The sequence below is a fragment of the Streptomyces sp. NPDC052109 genome, assembly GCF_040680195.1.
GTDB lineage: Bacteria > Actinomycetota > Actinomycetes > Streptomycetales > Streptomycetaceae > Streptomyces.
The window spans coordinates 118,253-138,389 of record NZ_JBFAWF010000022.1 but is presented as its reverse complement, the minus strand read 5'-3'; the positions used below and the strand labels follow the sequence as shown (position 1 = coordinate 138,389).

20 protein-coding genes and 1 pseudogene are annotated in these 20,137 nt (G+C 71.6%); 13 read left to right on the top strand and 8 right to left on the bottom strand.

Features of this window, described 5'->3' with window-relative positions; genetic code table 11:
* The first annotated feature begins 15 nt into the window (after window positions 1–15).
* The 3 genes from AB0L59_RS33450 to AB0L59_RS33440 are packed head-to-tail and all read left to right on the top strand — an operon-like array spanning window position 16 to window position 1,256.
* Window positions 16–531 carry an NUDIX domain-containing protein gene (locus AB0L59_RS33450; RefSeq protein ID WP_365590399.1) on the top strand — a complete coding sequence of 172 codons (516 nt, stop codon included), beginning with the start codon at window positions 16–18 and terminating at the stop codon, window positions 529–531.
* Between the two features lie 21 nt (window positions 532–552).
* Entirely contained in the window at window positions 553–945 is a 393-nt protein-coding gene (locus tag AB0L59_RS33445; RefSeq protein WP_365590398.1) for a DUF202 domain-containing protein, read from the top strand.
* The gene (locus AB0L59_RS33440) at window positions 933–1,256 is read left to right on the top strand and encodes a DUF202 domain-containing protein (RefSeq protein WP_365590397.1); all 324 of its coding nucleotides are present in this window, start codon (window positions 933–935) and stop codon (window positions 1,254–1,256) included. The genes AB0L59_RS33445 and AB0L59_RS33440 overlap by 13 nt, the downstream gene beginning before the upstream one ends.
* Here AB0L59_RS33440 and AB0L59_RS33435 read toward each other — a convergent pair.
* A complete protein-coding gene (locus tag AB0L59_RS33435; RefSeq protein WP_365590396.1) occupies window positions 1,253–2,206 on the bottom strand; it encodes an NADP-dependent oxidoreductase in 954 nt (317 codons plus the stop codon). The two genes, AB0L59_RS33440 and AB0L59_RS33435, sit on opposite strands and share 4 nt — an antisense overlap.
* Before the next feature lie 112 nt (window positions 2,207–2,318).
* Here AB0L59_RS33435 and AB0L59_RS33430 point away from each other — a divergent pair, with 112 nt between their 5' ends.
* The 4 genes and pseudogenes from AB0L59_RS33430 to AB0L59_RS33415 all read left to right on the top strand — a co-directional run bounded on the left by AB0L59_RS33430 (window position 2,319) and on the right by AB0L59_RS33415 (window position 6,125).
* Window positions 2,319–2,618 (top strand): hypothetical protein, encoded by a 300-nt coding sequence (locus tag AB0L59_RS33430; protein WP_365590395.1) that lies wholly within the window; start codon window positions 2,319–2,321, stop codon window positions 2,616–2,618.
* Between the two features lie 169 nt (window positions 2,619–2,787).
* Complete coding sequence (locus AB0L59_RS33425) at window positions 2,788–3,810, top strand: phosphotransferase family protein (RefSeq protein ID WP_365590394.1); 1,023 nt, start codon at window positions 2,788–2,790, stop codon at window positions 3,808–3,810.
* A 6-nt stretch (window positions 3,811–3,816) separates the two neighbouring features.
* On the top strand, window positions 3,817–5,031 hold the full coding sequence (locus AB0L59_RS33420; protein ID WP_365590393.1) for an acyl-CoA dehydrogenase family protein: 1,215 nt from the start codon (window positions 3,817–3,819) through the stop codon (window positions 5,029–5,031).
* A gap of 161 nt (window positions 5,032–5,192) precedes the next feature.
* A pseudogene (locus AB0L59_RS33415) lies at window positions 5,193–6,125 on the top strand (LysR family transcriptional regulator).
* On the opposite strand, the gene AB0L59_RS33410 reads toward AB0L59_RS33415, so the two are convergent.
* From AB0L59_RS33410 to AB0L59_RS33400, 3 genes are read right to left on the bottom strand one after another with little or no spacing between them, the layout of a single operon-like run.
* On the bottom strand, window positions 6,064–6,657 hold the full coding sequence (locus AB0L59_RS33410) for a TetR/AcrR family transcriptional regulator (protein WP_365590392.1): 594 nt from the start codon (window positions 6,655–6,657) through the stop codon (window positions 6,064–6,066). The pseudogene AB0L59_RS33415 and the gene AB0L59_RS33410 overlap by 62 nt on opposite strands.
* Window positions 6,658–6,683: 26 nt before the next feature.
* Complete coding sequence (locus tag AB0L59_RS33405) at window positions 6,684–8,351, bottom strand: AMP-binding protein (RefSeq protein WP_365590391.1); 1,668 nt, start codon at window positions 8,349–8,351, stop codon at window positions 6,684–6,686.
* On the bottom strand, window positions 8,348–9,121 hold the full coding sequence (locus AB0L59_RS33400) for an SDR family oxidoreductase (protein WP_365590390.1): 774 nt from the start codon (window positions 9,119–9,121) through the stop codon (window positions 8,348–8,350). Before AB0L59_RS33400 ends, AB0L59_RS33405 begins: the two co-directional genes overlap by 4 nt.
* A gap of 104 nt (window positions 9,122–9,225) precedes the next feature.
* On the opposite strand from AB0L59_RS33400, the gene AB0L59_RS33395 reads away from it, so the two are divergent.
* Window positions 9,226–10,446 carry a DUF1343 domain-containing protein gene (locus AB0L59_RS33395; protein ID WP_365590389.1) on the top strand — a complete coding sequence of 407 codons (1,221 nt, stop codon included), beginning with the start codon at window positions 9,226–9,228 and terminating at the stop codon, window positions 10,444–10,446.
* Window positions 10,447–10,529: 83 nt separating this feature from the next.
* Window positions 10,530–11,828, top strand: a complete 1,299-nt coding sequence (locus AB0L59_RS33390; protein ID WP_365590388.1) for a serine-threonine protein kinase — start codon at window positions 10,530–10,532, stop codon at window positions 11,826–11,828.
* A 309-nt stretch (window positions 11,829–12,137) separates the two neighbouring features.
* On the opposite strand, the gene AB0L59_RS33385 is transcribed toward AB0L59_RS33390, so the two are convergent.
* Entirely contained in the window at window positions 12,138–14,924 is a 2,787-nt protein-coding gene (locus AB0L59_RS33385; RefSeq protein ID WP_365590387.1) for a penicillin acylase family protein, read from the bottom strand.
* Between the two features lie 198 nt (window positions 14,925–15,122).
* Here AB0L59_RS33385 and AB0L59_RS33380 point away from each other — a divergent pair, with 198 nt between their 5' ends.
* The 3 genes from AB0L59_RS33380 to AB0L59_RS33370 all read left to right on the top strand — a co-directional run bounded on the left by AB0L59_RS33380 (window position 15,123) and on the right by AB0L59_RS33370 (window position 17,915).
* Window positions 15,123–15,725, top strand: coding sequence for a hypothetical protein (locus tag AB0L59_RS33380; RefSeq protein ID WP_365590386.1), 603 nt, complete (start codon window positions 15,123–15,125; stop codon window positions 15,723–15,725).
* Between the two features lie 190 nt (window positions 15,726–15,915).
* Window positions 15,916–16,641: a 3-keto-5-aminohexanoate cleavage protein gene (locus AB0L59_RS33375; protein WP_365590385.1), complete on the top strand. Its 726-nt coding sequence runs from the start codon at window positions 15,916–15,918 to the stop codon at window positions 16,639–16,641.
* Window positions 16,642–16,847: 206 nt separating this feature from the next.
* Complete coding sequence (locus AB0L59_RS33370; RefSeq protein ID WP_365590384.1) at window positions 16,848–17,915, top strand: RNA ligase (ATP); 1,068 nt, start codon at window positions 16,848–16,850, stop codon at window positions 17,913–17,915.
* Between the two features lie 135 nt (window positions 17,916–18,050).
* Here AB0L59_RS33370 and soxR read toward each other — a convergent pair whose 3' ends face one another.
* Window positions 18,051–18,509, bottom strand: coding sequence for a redox-sensitive transcriptional activator SoxR (gene soxR / locus AB0L59_RS33365; RefSeq protein ID WP_365590383.1), 459 nt, complete (start codon window positions 18,507–18,509; stop codon window positions 18,051–18,053).
* A 107-nt stretch (window positions 18,510–18,616) separates the two neighbouring features.
* On the opposite strand from soxR, the gene AB0L59_RS33360 reads away from it, so the two are divergent.
* Entirely contained in the window at window positions 18,617–19,078 is a 462-nt protein-coding gene (locus AB0L59_RS33360; protein ID WP_365590424.1) for a MaoC family dehydratase, read from the top strand.
* 13 nt (window positions 19,079–19,091) lie between these two features.
* On the opposite strand, the gene AB0L59_RS33355 is transcribed toward AB0L59_RS33360, so the two are convergent.
* On the bottom strand, window positions 19,092–19,712 hold the full coding sequence (locus AB0L59_RS33355; protein ID WP_365590382.1) for a TetR/AcrR family transcriptional regulator: 621 nt from the start codon (window positions 19,710–19,712) through the stop codon (window positions 19,092–19,094).
* Window positions 19,713–19,785: 73 nt separating this feature from the next.
* On the bottom strand, window positions 19,786–20,073 hold the full coding sequence (locus AB0L59_RS33350) for a YiaA/YiaB family inner membrane protein (RefSeq protein ID WP_365590381.1): 288 nt from the start codon (window positions 20,071–20,073) through the stop codon (window positions 19,786–19,788).
* Window positions 20,074–20,137 lie beyond the last annotated feature (64 nt).

The window sequence follows — 20,137 nt, the reverse complement described above, 5'->3', positions numbered from 1 at the left end:
TGCTTTGATGGGGCCATGAACCCCGCGGACGAGATCCTCGACATCGTCGACGAGAACGACCAGGTCGTCGGCCAGTACCCGCGCGGCGAGGCGTATGCAAAGGGCCTGCGCCACCGCTGCGTGTTCGTCCAGGCCCGGGACGCGGCCGGCCGGCTGTTCGTGCACCGGCGCACGGCCACCAAGCTGGTCTTCCCGGCGCTGTACGACATGTTCGTCGGCGGGGTCGTCGGGGCGGGCGAGTCCTACGACGAGGCGGCCCTGCGGGAGGCCGAGGAGGAGCTGGGGGTGACGGGACTCCCCCGGCCGACCCACCTGTTCACGTTCCTGTACGACGACGGGGCCGGGCACAGCTGGTGGTCGGCGGTGTACGAGGTGCGCTGCGAGCTGCCGGTGCGGCCCCAGGCGGAGGAGGTCCAGTGGCACGACTTCCTGCCCGAGGAGGAGGTCGAGCGGCGGCTCGGCGCGTGGGAGTGGGTACCGGACGGGCTGGCGGCGTACGAGAGGCTGAAGGCGTTCCGGGCGGGCCGGTGACCGCCCGGTAGGGTCGGCCGCGTGAGCGAATTCGTACGGAACATCCGGCTGTGGTTCGCGCCGGAGCAGATGCGGGCCGAGGGCGGCACGCCCGACTACCGGTTCTCGTTGGCCAACGAACGCACGTTTCTCGCCTGGCTGCGCACGGCGCTCGCGCTGATCGGCGGCGGATTCGCGGTGGACCAGTTCCTGCCCGAGCTGCGCAGGGCGTGGCGGGTCGGTCTCGCGCTCGCGCTGCTCGGCGCCGGCGTGCTCTGCTCCCTGCGCGCGGTGAACCACTGGGTGCGCTGCGAGCGGGCGATCCGGCGCGGCGAGGACCTTCCCGCGTCCCGGTTCCCGGCGGTGCTGAGCCTGGTGGTCGCCGTGGTGGCCGTGGCGATGGTCGTGGTGGTGCTGGCCGGATGGGCGGGATGAGCACGGCCGGGCGCGACCCGGGGCTGCAACCGGAGCGCACCCGGCTGGCCTGGCGTCGTACGACCCTCTCGGCCGCCGTCGCCGCCGTACTCGCGATCAAGACCGCCCTGCACGGCGGCGCCTCCGCCACCGCGGTGACCGTCTGCGCCCTGTGCTGTGTGCTCTTCCTGGGCTTTCTGGGGGTGGCCCACCGCCGCATCCGGGCCCTCGCGACCGGTCCGCGTCCGCCGGCGCTCGCCGCCCGGCACGCGGCGGCGGCGGCGCTGTGCGCGCTGGCGCTGGCGCTGTGCGCGGCCGCGCTGGTCGTCTAGCCCGGGGGGTGTTCCTCGCTCTCCCGGTCGATCCTGACCACGATCTTGCCGCGGGTGCGGCCCTCCTGGTTCAGCCGCTGCGCGTCCGCCGCCCGTTCCAGCGGGAACGTCTCCTGGACGTGTACGCGGACCGCGCCCTGTTCGGCCAGGCGGGAGAGCTCGCCGAGATCCCCGGCGTCCGGGCGGGCGAAGCAGTAGCGGCCGCCGTGGCTCAGCACCTCCGGGTCGGCGATCGACGCCAGGCGGCCCTCCGGGGCGAGGAGATGGGCCGAAATCCTCAGCGTGTCGCCCCCGACGGTGTCGAAGACGGCGTCCACGCCCTGCGGGGCGAGCGCGCGCACCCGCTCGGCCAGGCCCTCGCCGTAGGCCACCGGCTCGCCGCCGAGACCGCGCACATGGTCGTGGTTGCGCTCGCTCGCCGTGCCGATCACCCGGGCGCCGCGGTGGACGACGATCTGGACGGCGAGGGAGCCGACCCCGCCGGCCGCCGCGTGCACCAGCACGGTCTCGCCCCGTTCGACCTCAAGCGCCTTGACGAGTACCTGGTAGGCGGTGAGCCCGGCGAGCGGGAGCCCGGCGGCCTCCTCGAAGGAGAGGTTCCGCGGCTTCCGGGCCAGGGTGCGCACGGGCGCGGCGACGTACTCGGCGAAGGTGCCTCGGGAGAGGAAGTCCTCGCGGCAGTAGCCGATGACCTCGTCGCCGGCCGCGAACTCCGTGACCGCGATCCCGGGCCGGACGACGACCCCGCTGACGTCCCAGCCGGGGATCACCGGGAAGACGGTGTCGAGGAGCGTGTCCAGATGGCCCTCGCGGCACTTCCAGTCGACCGGGTTGACGGCGGCCGCCCGGACCTTGACCAGCACCTGGTCGGGACCGACCTTCGGGTCGCGCACCTCGCCGTACTCCAGCACCTCGGGTCCGCCGTACTGGCGGTAGCTGATGCCCTTCATGCCCTCGACCCTCCGGGGTACTCGTGCGCCACGCAAGCGGTATGCACCGATATCCGCCACTTCGCGCATAGCCTGTCCGCCGTCAGATCCCCGTATCCCGAAGGTGAGCACCATGACCGCCCTTCACCAGGAACACACCGCACACGGCACGCACCGCCACGGTCCGGGCTGCGGGCACAACGCCGTGCCGCACGGCGACCACCTGGACTACGCGCACGACGGGCATCTGCACCGAGAGCACGAGGGCCACTGGGACGAGTGCGAACCGTCCGCGCACACCGTCCACCAGGACCATGAGCACGTGCACTACGACGAGTGCGGGCACGCCCAGGTGCGCCACGGCGACCACGTCGACTATCTGCACGACGGACACCGGCACGCCGAGCACGAGGGCCACTGGGACGATCACTGACGGCAGCCAGAACAGGGGCCCACGGCTCTCCGGGCGGCGTGCCCGGGGGGCCGTCGGCCTATCGTGGCCCCGGTCACGTTTGACCTCGTGTCGAGCACATGCACTGGACGACATACCGACCGGTCGGCATCATAGTCGAGTCCTGTTCACCCGTTCGTAGGAGTGACGTATGAGCGCCGACCACCCGCCCGGACTCGACCTGCATCGGCTGCGCGCCCTGCTCGACCGCGAGCGCCCGGGTCTGGTGACCGGCCCCCTGACCGGCCGGCTCATCGAGGGCGGACGGTCGAACCTCACCTACGCGCTCTCCGACGGCACCTCGCGGTGGGTCGTACGCCGCCCCCCGCTCGGCCATGTGCTGGCCACCGCGCACGACATGAAGCGCGAGCACCGCGTGATCAGCGCCCTGCACCCGACCCGGGTGCCGGTCCCGCGCCCGGTGCTGCTGTGCGAGGACGAGGAGGTGCTCGGGGCGCCGTTCTACGTCATGGAGTTCGTCGAGGGCACCCCGTACCGCACAGCGGAGCAGCTCGCCCCGCTCGGCGCCGAGCGCACGCGGAACGCCGTGCTGTCCCTGGTGGACACGCTCGTCGAGCTGCACGCGGCGGATCCAGGCGAGGTGGGCCTTGCGGACTTCGGCCGGCCGGAGGGCTTCCTGGACCGGCAGCTGCGCCGCTGGGGCAAGCAGCTGGACGCCTCCCGCAACCGCGAACTCGCGGGCATCGACGAGCTGCACGCGGCGCTGGGCCGGGAACTGCCCGTCTCCCCCGCGCCGACCGTCGTCCACGGCGACTACCGGCTCGACAACGTCCTGATCGGTGACGACGACCGGATCAAGGCGATCCTCGACTGGGAGATGTCGACCCTCGGCGACCCGCTGACCGACCTGGGTCTGCTGGTGATGTACAGCCGGCCGCTGGAGCTGCCCGACTCCCCCATCTCCACGACCGCCACGGCCGTCGGACACCCCTCTCCGCAGGAGCTGATCGAACGGTACGCCACGCGCTCGGGGCGCGACGTCTCCGCCGTCTCCTGGTACACGGCGTTCGCCTGGTTCAAGCTCGCCGTGATCCTCGAGGGCATCCACTACCGGTACACGCTCGGCCAGACGGTCGGACGCGGCTTCGACCGGATCGGCGACCTCGTCCCCGTCTTCATCGACCACGGACTGACCACTCTTCAGGAAGGCTGAACGTTCATGGACTTCGCGTTCGACGCGCACACCGAGGAACTGCGCGCCAAGCTGCTCGCCTTCATGGACGAGTACGTCTACCCGGCCGAGGCGGTCGCCGAGGAACAGCGGGCGCGGCTGGCGTCCCCGTGGGACATCCCGGCGGTGGTCGGGGAGCTGAAGGCCGAGGCGCGCAGGCAGGGGCTGTGGAACCTGTTCCTGCCGGACGCCGAACACGGCGCGGGACTCACCAACCTCCAGTACGCCCCGCTCGCCGAGATCACCGGCCGCTCCCCGCACCTGGCACCCACCGCGACGAACTGTGCCGCGCCCGACACCGGGAACATGGAGGTGCTCGCGCAGTTCGGCAACGAGCAGCAGAAGAAGCAGTGGCTGGAGCCGCTGCTGGCCGGTGAGATCCGCTCCGCGTTCGCGATGACCGAGCCGGAGGTGGCCTCCTCGGACGCCACCAACATCACCACGCACATCCGGCGGGACGGCGACGACTACGTCATCACCGGCCGCAAGTGGTACATCTCCGGCGCGATGAACCCGGACTGCAAGATCTTCATCGTCATGGGCAAGACCGACCCGGACGGTGCCGACATCCGCCGCCAGCAGTCGATGGTCCTGGTGCCGCGCGACACGCCCGGTGTCACCGTCAAGCGCGCGATGCGGGTCTTCGGCTACGAGGACCACTTGCACGGCGGCCACGCCGAGGTGATCTTCGACCACGCGCGCGTGCCGGCGGCCAATCTGATCGGCGAGGAGGGCGGCGGCTTCGCCATCGCCCAGGCCCGGCTCGGCCCCGGCCGGATCCACCACTGCATGCGGCTGATCGGCATGGCCGAGCGGGCGATCGAGCTGATGTGCCGGCGGGCCGTCTCGCGCACCGCGTTCGGCAAGGCACTGGCCCAGCAGGGCGTGGTCCAGAACTGGATCGCCGACGCCCGGGTCACCGTCGAGCAGCTGCGGCTGCTGGTGCTGAAGACGGCCTGGCTGATGGACACCGTCGGCAACAAGGGCGCCCACACGGAGATCCAGGCCATCAAGATCGCCACTCCGCGCGCGGTGGTGGGCATCCTGGACCGGGCCATCCAGCTGCACGGCGCGGGCGGGGTGAGCCAGGACTTCCCGCTGGCCGAGCTGTACGCGGGCGCCCGCACCCTGATGCTGGCCGACGGCCCGGACGAGGTGCACCAGCGGTCGCTGGCGCGGCGGGAGTTGAAGAAGTACCTCTAGTAGCCGCCCGAGTAGGGGTGGTCCTCACGGGCGAGGGCTCGGAGAAACGCCAGGAACCGGTGCAGGAGAGTCGGTCTGCGTGTCATGCGTCCAGCGTGGCCCGCAGGCCGGCCACCGGTCCAACAGATGGATTCGCTGGACACCATCTCCACGATGGATGGATGGAGATCCGTCAGCTCCGCCACTTCATGGCCGTCGTGACCGAGGGCAGCTGCACCGCCGCCGCCCGCGCCGAACTCATCGTCCAGTCGGCGCTCAGCACATCCGTCCGGAACCTGGAGCGGGAGCTGGGCGCCGCCCTGTTCGACCGTACGGGCCGCCGCGTGGTGCTCACGGGGGCCGGCCGGGCCCTGCTCCCGCAGGCCCGCGCGCTGCTGGCCGGGGCCGAGGCGGCCCGGGACGCGGTCGCGGCCGTCGCGGGCCTGGCGAGCGGCCGGGTGTCCGTGGGCACCATCCAGACGCTGACGTGTGTCGACCTGCCGGCCGAACTGGCCGCCTTCCACCGGGAGTTCCCCGGCATCCAGGTGTCCGTCCGGGACGCGGCCGTCACCGAGCTGACCGAGGCGCTCCGGGCGGGCGAGCTGGACCTCGCTTTCGTCGCCCGGACACCCGGCAACCGCCCGAGGGCCTCACCGCGCACGCCACCTGGCACGAGGAGCTGGTGCTGATCACCGCGCCGGGGCATCCGCTGGCCCGGGCGGGACGCACGCTCATCAAGGACCTCGCCGAGGAGCCCTTCGTCGACTTCCGCGGGCACCGGACTGGAGACGGCCGTGCGGCGTCTGGCCGCACACTGCGGACTCGACCGCCGTATCACCTGTGACGTCACCCAGGTCGGCCTGCTGGTCGACCTCGTCCGCGCCGGGATCGGCGTGGCTTTCGCGCCCCGGGCCATCGGCGAGCGGGCCGGGCTGCCGTGCGTGCTGATACGGCAGCCGGAGCCCGGCCGTACGGTCGTCCTCGCAGGACGCGGCCCGCGGCCCGGGAACCCGGCGGCCGCAGCGCTCGTCCGTCACCTCACGGACGGTCGCCTCACGGACGCAGTGCCCGCAGCAGCAGGTCGGCGAGGTGGTCGGCGACCTGCTGCGGGGTGAGGGGGCCGTCCGGGCGGTACCAGGTCGACAGGTGGTGCACGGAGCCGAAGTGGTAGTCCACGACCAGGTCGGCCGGGGTCGCCGTGGAGAAGACGCCCTCCTTCTGGCCCTCCTCGATGAGCGCGCGGAACCGTTCGTGGTAGCGCCGTCGCTCGGCGCGGACCTGCTTGTTCTTCTCCGGGCTGAGGTGGTGCATGGACCGGAAGAAGATCATCGCGTCGTCGAGGTTGTCGATCGTGGTGACGACGACGTCCGCCGCGGCGGCTCTGAGTCTCTCCTCCACCGGCGCGTCCATGCCCGCGAAGTGGTCGAGCCGTTCCTGCTGGACGCGCAGCATGCGCGCGTACACCTCGTGCAGGAGGTCGTCCTTGGAGCCGAAGTAGTGGTACAGCGCCCCCTTGGTGACGCCGGCCGCCTCCACGATCTCCTGCACCGAGGTCCGGTCGTAACCCTGCTCGGCGAAGAGCCGGGTGGCCGCGGCCAGCAGCCGCTGCGGAACGGGCGTCCCGTCTCCGTCCGTCGTCCTGGGCACTGCCGCCACCTGCCTTTCCGAGATGCTTACCGATTGTCCTGCGCACGGGAACGCAGTTCCCGACGGAGGATCTTCCCACTAGCCGTCTTGGGCAAGTCGGGCAGGATCTCCACCTGACGCGGATATTTGTAGGCGGCCAGTCTCTCCTTGCAGTACACCGCGAGTTCGTCCGGGGCCGCCTCGGCACCCGGACGCAGGCTGATGTAGGCCCTGACGGTCTCTCCGCGGTAGCCGTCGGGGACGCCGACGACGGCCGCCTCGCGCACCGCCGGGTGGGTGTACAGCACGTCCTCGACCTCCCGGGGCCACACCTTGAAGCCGGACGCGTTGATCATGTCCTTCTTGCGGTCGACGACATAGAGCCAGCCCTGCGCGTCCATGAAGCCGATGTCGCCGGTGCGCAGCTCACCGTCCGGGAAGGACTCGGCGGTGGCGTCCGGGCGCCGCCAGTAGCCGGGGACCACCTGGGGCCCGCGTACGGCTATCTCGCCCTGCTCCCCGAAGGGCACCTCCTCGCCCTGCTCGTCGACGATCCTGACGACCGTGTCGGCGCCGGGCAGGCCCACCGACAGCGTCCCGGAGACGGGGTCCACGGGCGCCTCCAGACCGGGCGGGACGGCGGCGCAGGGGGCGGTGCACTCGGTGAGGCCGTAACCGACGCGGATGTACGGCCCGAGGCGCTCGCGGAACTTCTCCACCAGGGCCGGGGGCACGGGGGCGCCGCCCGAGGAGATGTTCACGAAGGAGGCGAAGTGCTCGCGGGTGACGTCGGGGTGGGCGGCCAGCGCCATGAAGGCGGTGGCGGGACCGACGGTGTAGTGCGGGCGGTGCTCGGCGAAGGCCTCCAGGACGAGTCCGGGCTCGAAGCGGTAGGCGAGCACCAGGGTGCCCGCGCTGTTCAGGCAGGCACCGAACTGGCAGACCATGCCGGTGATGTGGAACAGGGGCGCGAGCGCGTAGTAGACGGGCGCCTCGGGCAGCGCGAGCCCGGTCCGCTGCCGCTCGGCGTTGTACATCATGTTGCCGTGCAGGTTGGTGGCGCCCTTGGGGGTGCCGCTGGTGCCGGAGGTGTAGCTGATCAGCGCGATGTCGTCCGGGCGCGGGGCGCGGCCCTCGGGTGCCCTGCCGCCCTGCCGGGCGACGGCCACGAGGTCGTCGGCGTCCGGGGACTGGGGCAGCCGCTCGAAACCGAGCACGCGCGCGTCGTCGCGGGTCTGGAAGTCCCGCTCGGATGCGGTGAGCACGATCCGCACCGGCGTGCCGGCGGCCGTCTCCCTGAGGTACGACTCCCAGGCCCGGTCGGAGCAGACCAGCGCGGCCACCTCGCCGTCCCGCAGGACGTGCCCCACCTCCCCCGCCTTGTACATGGGGTTGACCGGGACGACGGTCGCGCCGGCCTTCCAGGCACCGAGGACGGCGAGGACGAAGTGCGGGGAGTTCTGCAGCAGCACGGCCACCCGGTCGCCGCGCTCCAGCCCGCGCGCGGCGAGGTGGGCGGCCACGGAGTCGCTCAGCTCGTCCACCTCGCGGTAGCTCAGCCGGGCGTCGAAGTAGGCGAGGAAGGTGCGCTCCGGGGCCTCGGCGACCACGGTCCGCAGGGCGTGCACGAGCGAGTCGGCGGGGTCGACCGGGCCGCGCTGGGCTTCGTCGAGCAGGGCCAGCCAGGGTCGTGCCGCGTACCGGGAGGCGGTCACCGGGCCTCCTCCCACTTGCGCTGGATGTGGTTCATGCCGCTCAGCCAGCGCTCCGGATCGGTGGCCCGCGCCTCGTAGTACTCGGCCACCTCGGGGTGCGGCAGGATCAGGAAGCGGTCCTCCTCGATGCCCCGGAACAGGGCGTCGGCGACGGCCTCCGGTTCGATCGCGGTCGGCTGCAGCACCAGGTCACCGGCGCTGCCGGTCGCGGCCAGCATGTCGGTGCGCACGCCCTGCGGACAGATCGCGTGCACCTTCAGGCCCCGGTGGCGGTACGTCAGCGACAGCCACTCCGCGAAGGCGTGGGCACCGTGCTTGGTGACGCTGTAGGAAGGGGCGCCGATCATGGTGAGCAGCCCGGCGGCGGACACCGTGGACACGAACCTGCCGGCGCCCCGCTCCAGCCAGGACGGCAGCAGCTCGTTCGCCGCGCGGACGTGGGCCATCACATTGACGTCCCACGACACCGCCCAGGACCTCTCGTCCAGCGGTCCGCCCGCGCCGCCGTCCTCGAAGGCGACACCGGCATTGGCGCAGTAGACGTCGACGGTGCCGCCGAGCGCGTCCCGCGCGTCGCCGACGATCGCGGAGGCGTCGCCCGGCACGGCGATCCCGCCGATCTCCTCGGCGACCGCCTTGGCCCTCTCACCGTCCAGGTCGTTCACGACGACCCGGGCGCCCTCGGCGGCGAACCGCCGGGCCAGCGCGGCCCCGATCCCACCGCCGGCCCCGGTGACGACCACTCCCGCATCCTGCACGGCTTCCACCATCGGTCTCCTTCGACACGACTTCGCGCGGCGCGCATCGGCTCTGATCGGGCCAGACTAACCGGTCGGTATGTGTGAAGGAAGGGCCACCGCACCAACCTCTAGCCATGCATCTGTCTCGACGGAACCTGCTCGCGTCAGCCTCGATGGCAGCCCTTCCCGCGACGCCCCGGCACCGAGAACGACTGCGCACGGGGTTCGAAAGACTCGCAGCCGACGGCTACTCCCTGCTGAAGGGCCGGCGCGTCGGCATCGTGACCAATCCCACCGGCGTCACCCGAGACGTCCAGCACATCGTCGACGTCATGCACGCCGACCCCCGGGTGAACCTGACGGCCGTCTTCGGCCCGGAGCACGGCTTCCGCGGCACGGCGCAGGCCGGCGGCTCCGAGGGCCGCTACGACGACCCGGCGACCGGCCTGCCCGTCTACGACACCTACCTGAAGAGCGGACAGCCACTCGCCGACGTCTTCACCACCGCCGGCGTCGACACGGTCGTCTTCGACATCCAGGACGTGGGCGCCCGCTTCTACACGTACATCTGGACGCTGTACGACTGCATGGAGGCCGCGCGGCTCGCCGGCAAACGGTTCGTCGTCCTCGACCGGCCCAATCCGGTGACCGGCCGCGCGGCCCAAGGGCCGGTCCTGCACAAGGAGTTCGCCACCTTCGTCGGCCGGCAGCCCATCGCGCAGGCGCACGGCATGACCGTCGCGGAGTTGGCGCGGCTGTTCAACGGGGAGTTCCTGAGCAGGCCGGTCGCGCTGGACACCGTCCTGATGAGCGGGTGGCAGCGGTCGGACTGGTACGACACCGCCGCGCTGCCCTGGGTGCCGCCGAGCCCGAACATGCCGACCCCGGACACCGCCCTCGTCTACTCCGGTACCTGCATGTTCGAGGGCACCAACGTCTCGGAGGGCCGGGGCACGACCAGACCCTTCGAACTGCTCGGCGCCGACGGCATCGACGGCCGCTGGGCCGCCGCGGTGAACGAGCTGGCCCTGCCCGGCGTCCGCTTCCGCGAGGCGTACTTCGCGCCCACCTTCTCCAAGTTCCAGGGCAAGACGGTCGGCGGGGTGCAGATCCATGTGCACGACCGGGCCGCCTACGACCCCGTACGCACCGGGATCGCACTCCTGGTGACCGCGAGGAAGGTCTGGGACGGCTTCGCCTGGCGGCCGGACGACTGGATCGACAAGCTCACCGGCTCCACCCGGGTGCGCACGATGATCGACGCGGGGGCGACCACCGACGAGGTCACCGGCGCCTGGCAGGACGAGCTGGCCGCGTTCCGGCGGGTTCGAAAGGAATATCTCCTCTACAGGTGAGACGCGGTGTATGGCCAACCCTGCCCCACGGCGGGACGATGCGTCCGCGACGCATGGTTTCCGGGGGGACGAGGGAGCCTGACATGGCGGATCCTGGAATGAGCGTGACTCCCTACTGGGAGCTGACCTTCGACGCCGACGGGGACGTGGACGGCCCCGAGCGCGACCGGCTGCTGGCACAGGTCACGGAGCACGGCGTCCGTGACCTGGTCGTCTTCTCGCACGGCTGGAACAACGACCGCTCGGGTGCGACCGCGCTGTACCGCCGCTTCTTCGCGCCGATCCCGGCGCTCGCCCCACGCGCCCGGCTCGGGTACGTGGGCGTGATCTGGCCGTCGATGCGGTTCAGCGACGAGCCGATCCCGAACTTCCCGAGGTCGGTGGCGGCCGAGGCGGCGGTGGCGGCCCCGGTCCCGGCCCTGGACAGGGACACCCGGCGGGCTCTGCTGCAGACCTTCCCGGGCCGGGCCACCGTCGTCGACCAGCTGGCCCGGATGCTGGACGAACGGGCCGGCGGGGCCCGGGCGCTGACGGAGTTCGGACGGCTGGTGCGGCTGCTGGTGGACGGGGAGCGGCCCGGTGTCGCCGACACCGGGGAGGAGGGCGAGCCGGCCGTGTTCACCGAGGACCCGGCGACCGCCTGCGACGAGTTCGCCGAGGCACTGGCCGCGGTACGGTCACCCGGTGAGCCGGCCGGTTTCGGCATTCCGAACCCGTGGGACGGCGCCAAGGAGCTGTTGCGGCAGGCGACGTACTACACGATGAAGCGGCGCGCCGGGACGGTCGGCGAGCAGGGGCTCGGGCCGGTGGTCGGGAAGTTGGCGCAGGCGGCGCCCGGGCTGCGGGTGCACCTCGTCGGGCACAGCTTCGGGGGGCGGCTGGTGGCGTTCGCGCTGCGCGGGCTGCCCGACGGAGTGCGTGCGGTGAAGTCGGTGACGCTGCTGCAGGGCGCCTTCTCGCACTACGCGTTCGCCGACCGGGTGCCGCAGGACCCGGACAAGGCCGGGGCGCTCAAGGACCGACAGCTGTGGATCGACGGGCCGCTGGTGTGCTGCCACTCGCGCTTCGACACGGCCCTCGGCACGTTCTATCCACTGGCCTCGCGGCTGTCCGGGGACGACCGCTCGTGCCTCGGCAGCGAGATCGCGGCCGTGTTGGGGCCGGAGTGGGGCGCGATGGGGCACGACGGGGTGCAGGCGGTGCCGGGGACCGTCCGGCTGGACCTCGCGGCGGCCCTGGGCGGCCCGCTGCCCGCGTCGGGGTGCGTGAACGTCGACGCGGCCTCGGTCGTCTGCCGGGGCGGCCCGCCGACCGGGGCACACAGCGACATCGTGCACCCCGAACTGGCGCGGCTGGTACTGGCGGCGGGCCGCATCACCTGACCCACCGCCAAGGACCGTCGGCCTACCGGTGATGACGAACTGGCCTTGACCCACCGGTCGGCCGATGGCGTTCACCCACCGGCGTCGGCCCACGGGCGCCGGCCCACGAGCGCCGGCCCAACGGCGTCGGCCAACAAGCGTGGGCCCACCGGCGTCGGCCAACACACGTTGGCCGACCAGTGTTGGCCCACCATCGTTGGCCCACAGGCGTGGACCTACCGCCGGTAGCCCACCGGTGTTGACCTACGGGTGCCGCCCCACCGGCGTTGGCCGACGAGCATGGGCCAACGCCGGTGGGCCAACCGCTGTTCAACGGTGCGAGGTGTACTCCACCACCTGCTGGAAGGTCGGCCGGTTCTGCCAGCTGATCTTGCCGTGCTTGATGCCGCCCAGCGTGCGCTGGACGATCGAGTCGGCGCACCACTGGTCGCCGGCCGAGCACTGGTCGTCGCCCGGGTAGACCTGGGCGGCGGTCATCCCGGCCGCCTGGTCGAGCGTGCTGATCAGGGTGTCCCGGCAGGCGCTGAGGCTGCCGCCGCCGCAGTACTTCTCGGCGAGGCCGCCCTGCACGTTCTCCCCCAGCACCGCCCGGATGTCCTTGTCGACATAGCTCCACCAGCCGAACTGGAAGGAGCTGCCGGCGTGCGAGCCGGTCGGGCCGTGTCCGGCGGACGGGGCCTCGTCGATGGACAGGTTGGAGGTGAAGTCGGTGTACAGGTCACTGCCGAGGCCCGGTTGGAACTCGGCCTTGACCAGCAGCGGCCACCAGGCGTCCAGGATGCGGACCGCGTCGGCGTTGGCGTAGGTGTGCGAGCCGGCGGACGTCTCGGTGCGCTTGGCGCCCGCGCTCACCCATGCCTGCAGCTTGCTCACCGCCGCGGCGGCCGTGGAGTCGGTCACCGTGGAGGAGTTGATCACCTTGAGCAGCCTCGGCAGCACGTCCTCGGCGCGCAGGTCGGCGAGGGCCGCGTCCGCCATGGCCTGCACCAGCTTCGTGCGGGTCACCCCACCGGCCGCGACCAGCTTCTTCACCCGGTCGTCGAGCAGGTTGCCGCGGTGCACGGAACCGTCGCCCCAGGCGGCGGCGGCGTAGTCCTCGGCCTGCTTGTTGTTCCAGGAGATGTAGTAGTCCTGGTCGATGGAGTTGGGGTGGGCGGAGGGCGGGGTGTAGTCGGCGGTGTTGGTGGCCGGATCCCAGTTCTGCCACTCGTACGCCGGCTGTGCCCAGACCGGGAACTCGGAGTCGACGCCGGACGCCCGCACCGGGTTGTCACCGCTGTTGTAGTACGCCGTGTGCTGGGAGTCGGCGTAGAACCAGTTGAAGGTGTAGTTGATGTGCTGGGCCGCGCTCTGGAAGTCCTTCGGGCCCTTGATGAAACCGGGGTCGTTCAGCATCTGGAAGCCGATGATCGAGTCGGCCTCGTGCAGATAGGAGGAGCGCAGCGTGGTGTAGGCGACCTTCTTGCCGCCGACGGTCGCGCGGTACTCCACCGGTCCGTACTTCGTGCGCCAGACCCGCATGGTGTACGACCCCGCAGGCGTGCTGTCGGCCGTGGTCGGCGACCAGGCGTCCTTCTGCTGGATCTCGTCCATGGCCGTGCAGGTCCCGTGGTACAGGTAGTGGTAGTCGTCCTGGCACAGCTCGACGGCGTAGCTGTCGATGATGTCCTGGCCCGAGGTGGTCGCCGACCACGAGTAGTCCTGGCCGCGGCCGAGTTCGACGTACATGCTCAGACCCGCGAAGGAGGCGCCGCGGGCGCTGATGCCCGGGCCCTGGATCTCCTGCAGCATGAGCAGTTGCGGCGCGAAGTAGCCGGTCTGCGGACCGAAGACGGCGATCGGGTGGCCGCTCGCGGTGTACTTGCCGCTGACCACGAGCGCGTTGGACATCCCGCGCTTGGCGGAGCCGAGCGTGGTCTTGGCGGCGGACGCGGAGGTGCTCTCGGCCGCCGCGGTGGCCGCGCTGCCGGTGCGGTCGTAGACGAGCGGTTCCTGGGTGACCGAGCCGGGGTCGGGCAGGGCCTCGCCCTTGGCGTCGGCGGGCTTGGTGCCGTACGGGAAGCTCTCGCCGTTGTGGACGGTCAGGACGGCCTCGGGGTCGTTGCGCTCGCGGAAGGACTCCCAGACCTTGGTGCCCTCCTCGACACCGTACTTGTTCTGGGCGGCGAGCAGGGAGATCGCGTTGTTGACCTCACCGCCTCCGCCGGAGCCGAACAGCGAGCCGATGACGGAGGCGAGCGCCACCAGGTCGGTGATCTTGAAGTGGTCGATGGTGCCGGCGTTGGTGATCGCGTCCTTGTGGCCGGTCAGGACGTACTCGCCGGGGAAGTAACGGCCGCTGTCCGAGGCGTCGATGTAGGCGTTGATGCCGTCGAGATAGGCGTCTGCGTCGGCGAGGGCCTGCTGGCCGCGGGCGCCGTTCCTGGCCACGGCGTTGTCGATCTGCGCCTGCAGGTCGGCCTCGGTGTACGGGGCGTTGCGGTAGAACTCCTGCTCCAGGCCCTGGTTGGCGGCGGCGCCACCGGCGAACGAGGTCAGCTGGCCGCGGCCGACGTGCCGGAAGAGGTCCATCATCCACAGCCGGTCCTCGGCCGCGGCGTAGCCGGCGCCGTACTCGGTGCCGTACCGGGTGGTGCCGGTGATGTGCGGCACGCCCGTCTTCTTGTCCCGGACGATCGTCACGTCGCTGCGCCCGCCGGGCTTCTCGGTGGAGGCGACCTGGTCGGACGGGACGCCGAAGGAGGCGTCGTTGAAGAAGTTGTTGATGGTCGAGTCGGTCAGGCCCGAGTAGCCGGTCGCGAGACCGGCGTACGGGCCGAGCTGGTCCTCGGCGTGCGAGGGCTGGGTGCCGAAGGCCTGGTTGAGCAGGATCTGCGCGAGCGTCGCGTTGCCGTTCTCGCCGGGCGGCAGGATGTCCGAGCACTGGCCGCCGCAGTAGTCGTTCGAGGTGGTGGCCGCGGCTGCGGCCGCCTGTTGGGTGAGCGGGGAGAGAAGTCCGCCGACTAGTACGCATATCGAAGCGGTCTTCAGGAACCCGGTGAAGCGGCGGGACGTTCTCAGTCTGTCAAGGGCGGTACGTGGGGTTCGCCGTGGCATGGCAGCTCCTAGCGACAGGGGTGGCCGAACGTTACCGCCGGTATCCCCGAGTGTGAAGCTGAACATGCGTCACTTTCTGGAGTCCGCAGGAGAAGAGATGGAGCCGAATCGCCTGTCGATACGTCTATTCGGCGACGTCCGTACGAAGACGCCGAAGTGACCGAAGTACAGGTGCAGGTGTGACGGAGGTGCAGGGCGATGGCCGGTTTCCGGAGTCTGGCGAGACAGGTACGCGATCCGGACTGCGATCTGGCACTGCGGCGCTACTCACTGCGCAAGTGCCTTGAGAAGTTCGCCCCTTACGGGCATCGGGCGACCTGGGACCATCTGTGCTCCCGGGCGGGCTTCGGCCCCGAGGACCGCTCTCCCGACCCGGCGCGGCTCGTGGCCGCACTGGAGGAGCTGGAGGAGGCGCGGTCCGTCTGGCTCGCCTACGAGACCGACTTCACCGAGCGGCGCAGGAAGGAGAAGCACGACGGGCTGCGCCGGCCGGGCAGCGTGGACGACTGGCACCGGCTGACCTGGGGCGGTTTCGGGGTCGCGTGGTGCGACGACCCGCGGGTCCACCCCGACGAGCCGCTCGCCGAGGTGCTGCGCCGGCTCATCGCCGCGCTGGAGCGCGAACCGGGCGCGGGCTGCCCGGTGTGCGGCGGGGACCGCCTGGTCTGGCGGTACGGCCTGGCCCACGAGCCGTCCTCCGGCCCGGTCTGCACGGACTGCGGCATCCTCGTGCCGCGTCCGGTCCTCACGCCACAGGCGCTGGCGTTCGTCAGGCGGGGGCGGCTGCTGATGTCGGCCTGAGCTGCAGGGGGGTTCCCGGGGGGTGCGTTGGGGGATGCCGCACCCCTGCCGGGGCCGGAGGAGTCGTCAGCGCGCGGCACCAGCGCTCCGAAGGAGCACGGCGAACTGCGCGCCCAGCCACGAAGAAGCCGCAGCCGACCGGCGGCCGGTCGTGGCACCACGGAATCACGGCCACCTCACCTGGAGCGCCATGCAGGCTTGCCTGAACGGCCGCCGAACCCCGGCGGACAGCGCCACCGTGCCGATGTCACCCGAGGACTTGGCCCGTTGCGCGGCGGGTGCGGTCGCGGCCGGGGCCACCTCGGTCCACGTCCACCCCAAGACGCCCTGCGGGCACGACAGCCTCTCCCCGCGAGTGGTCGCACCGGCCCTGGAGGCGATCCGGGCGCGGGTGCGCGTGCCGGTCGGGGTGACGACCGGTGCCTGGGCGGAGCCCGGTCCGGCGGCGCGGCTCGGCCGGCTGCGCGCTTGGTCGGTGCTGCCCGACTTCGCCTCGGTCAACTGGCATGAACCGGGAGCCGAAGCGGTCGCCGAACAGCTCCTGGCCCTGGGCGTGGACGTCGAAGCGGGCATCTGGTCCGGCACCGACGGCGCGGCGCGGTTCGCGGCCTCGCCGCTCGGGCCGAGGGTGCTGCGGGTGCTGGCGGAGGTGACCGACCCGGATCAGGCGACGGCAGAGGCCTCGGCGCGGGCGCTGCTCGCCGAGCTCGGCCCCGCCCAGGGCCGCCCCGTGCTTCTGCACGGCGAGGAAGGCGGCACATGGCCGGTACTGCGCCTGGCCGGCCGACTGGGCCTGGAGACGCGCATCGGCCTGGAGGACACGCTGATGCTGCCGGACGGGCAACGCGCGGCCGGCAACAGCCAGTTGATCGCGGCAGGGCTGGCCCAGTACGCGTCGTTCCGGTGCTCGTCGTAGGGCATGCCGAACCCGGTGTCGATGTCCGCGAGCGCGGCGTCAACGCGGGCGCGGGCGCGGGAGGCGGGCCCTTTTCGGTCCATGGTGCGCGGCGGTGAGGCCGGTCGAAGAGGCCGACGCTAGCAGCCGCAAATCGACTCGCTCCACCCGTTTCCCGTAGGGACAGTGGTGCCGATGAAACCGAACCGATGACCACGGGGAGTCCCATGTCCACGCTGCGCGTCACCGCCGAAGTGCTGACCGTCCACGAGCATCCGAACGCCGATGCGCTCGAGCTGGCCCAGGTGGGCCTGTACCGGGCCGTCGTCGCCAAGGGCGCGTACCGCACCGGTGAGGCCGCCGTCTACATCCCCGAGCAGTCGGTGCTCCCGCCCGGACTGATCGAGGAGCTGGGGCTGACCGGACGGCTCGCGGGTGGCGAGGCCAACCGGGTCAAGGCGGTGCGGCTGCGCGGCGAGCTGTCGCAGGGGATCGTGTGCCGGCCGGAGGCGCTGGCGGACGTCGATCTGCCGCGGGCGGCGGCCGAGGGGACGGACTTCGCCGCACGGCTGGGCATCACCAAGTGGGTCCCGCCGGTCCCCCCGACCATGGACGGCGACGTGGAGTCCGCTCCCGACCTGCTGCCGTGGGTCGACATCGAGAACATCCAGCGTTACCCGGGCATCTTCACGCCGGGCGAGCCGGTGGTCCTGACGGAGAAGCTGCACGGCTCGGCCTGCCTGCTGACGTACGTCGCCGACGAGGGACGGGTGTACGTGTCCTCCAAGGGCTTCGGCGCCAAGTCCCTGGCGCTGAAGGAGGACCCGCGCAACCTCTACTGGCGGGCCGTGCGCGGGCACGGGGTCGCCGAGGCGGCGGCGAGGCTCTGCGAGCGGCTGGGCGCCTCGCGGATCGGCGTCTTCGGTGAGGTGTACGGCGCGGGGGTGCAGGACCTGTCCTACGGCGCCGACGGGCGGCGGGAGACGCTGGGGTACGCAGCGTTCGACGTCTCGGCGGAGGTCGACGGCAGGGTGCGCTGGCTGGACGCGGCGGAGCTGCTGCAGGAGGAGCTGCCGGTGGTGCCCCGGCTGTACGCGGGGCCGTACGACATCGAGCGGGTGCTGGAGTTCGCGAGCGGGCGGGAGACGGTGTCCGGGCGGGGGCTGCATCTGCGGGAGGGCGTGGTGATACGTCCCGCGGTGGAGCGGTACAGCACGGTGACCGGGGGCCGGGCGATCGCCAAGGCGGTGAGTCCGGCGTATCTGACGCGGAAGGGTGGCACCGAGTACGAGTGAGGCGCGCCTGGCCGGGGCCGGGCGGGCCGGCGACGCGCTCCCGGCGCTGACAGGTGCCGCCCGAGGGGACGCGGGGAGCCGCGCCCCCTCCCGCACCCGGCCGACGGCGGAAACGCCCTCCCGCGTAACCGACTCTCAGCGCCTCTCCGCCAACAGCCGCGACCCCGTCAACCGTTCGCCGAACACGTCGTCCGGGTTGGACAGCACACAGTTCTCCAGCGAGAGGCACCCGCACCCGATGCAGTCGGTCAAGTGATCGCGCAACCGGTTCAGCTGCTTGATGCGTTCGTCGAGTTCCGACCGCCACGCCTCCGACAGCCGCGCCCAGTCCTGCCGCGTCGGCGTCCGTTCCTCGGGCAGTTGCGCCAGGGCCTCCCTGATCGTGGCCAGGGGAATCCCGACCCGCTGGGCGGCACGGACGAAGGCGACCCGGCGCAGGGTGTCGCGGCTGTAACGGCGCTGGTTGCCTGAGGTGCGCCGGCTGGTGATCAGGCCCTTGGACTCGTAGAAGTGCAGGGCGGAGACGGCGGCGCCGCTGCGCGCGGACAACTGGCCGACGGTCAGCTCGTGGATCTTCTCGGGAATCTGGGGCACTCCGCAGAGCCTAGTCGCCCCGCGTCGGCCGCGGTCCGTTGACAGGCGCCCCGCACCCGACCATGCTAAGCAGTTGCTTAGAGATGAGCGAGCGAGAGGCCGGGAACATGGCAGAACCGAGGACCTTCACCTCCCCCGACGAGCTGAAGGCGGCCGTCGGCGAGCAGCTGGGGTACACCGACTGGCTGGAGGTCGACCAGAAGCGCATCGACCTGTTCGCCGAGGCCACCGGTGACCACCAGTGGATCCACGTCGACCCGGAGAAGGCGGCCGCGGGGCCGTTCAGGACCACCATCGCGCACGGCTATCTCACGCTGTCCCTGCTCCCGCTCTTCGGCCCGCAGCTGATCCGGGTCGAGGGCGTGACGATGGGCGTGAACTACGGCACCAACAAGGTCCGCTTCCCCTCCCCCGTGCCCGTGGGCTCGCGGCTGCGCGCCACCGCGAAGATCACCGGCGTCGACGACGTCACCGGCGGTGTCCAGGTGACCGTCGCCTTCACCGTCGAGCGCGAGGGCGGCGACAAGCCGGTGTGTGTCGCGGAGTCGGTGTCCCGGTACTACCTCTGAGCCGAGGGACCGGCTACTTCGCCCCGACCATCCGGAGCACGAGGTCGGCGTAGAGCGCGCCGACCTCCTCGGGGGTGAACGGGCCGTCCACGTTGAACCAGCGGGCCACGTCGATGCACAGCGACAGCACCGCGAGCGTGGTGCCCTGGACGTCCAGCACGTCGAACTCGCCCGAGGCCACGCCGTCCTCGATGATCCCGCGCACCTCGGCGTCGACCTGGCGGCGCAGCGCGACGATCTCGGCACGGGCCTCGGGGCCGAGCGCGTCGAGTTCGTACTGCACGACCCGCGCGGTGGTGCGCCGGCCCGCGTGCCAGCGGACGAAGGAGCCGACCGCGTCGGCGAGCCGCTCGGCCGCGGTGCCCTCCCGCCGCGCGGCCGTGCGCAGGATGTCGAGGGCCTTGTCGTGGCCGATCCGGCTGATCCGGTGGAGCAGCTCTTCCTTGGTCTTGTAGTGGATGTAGAGCGCGGCCGGGCTCATGCCGGCGCGGCCCGCGATGTCGCGGGTGGTCGTCGCGTGGTAGCCGCGCTCGGCGAAGGCCTCCACGGCGGCGACGAGCAGCCGTCGGGCCGCTTCAGGGGTGACCTCTTCCCACGGCTCCACTTCGCCGCCGGTCGTCTCCGCCGTACTCATCGCTCGCTCGCCCCTCTCGGTGACAGGAGGACCACCATACCGCCGAAGGTGAGCGGGCGCTTAGCGTGCCTGCTCAGATCTTCTCGAAGGGGTCGTGCTCGGCGAGCAGCTTCTCCAGGCGCGCCTGGTCGACGCGACTGACGATCTGCCCCGCCTCCTGCCGGTCCCGGATCACCTTCGCGAGGGTGAAGGCGGAGGTGACGAGGTAGAGGACCGCGATGGCGAGGAAGGCCCGGACCCAGGCGTTGGTGTCCAGCTGGTAGATGCCGACGGCGGTGGCCGACATGGCGACCGCGAAGGAGGCGACGGCCTGGCCGTAGAAGGCGGCCGTGCTCTGCTGCTTGACCGGTGTGTCACTCATGGCAAAGAGCATCGGCGGACGTGGCCCGCGCCACATCCGCCGAAGTACTCAGACGCGTACTCAG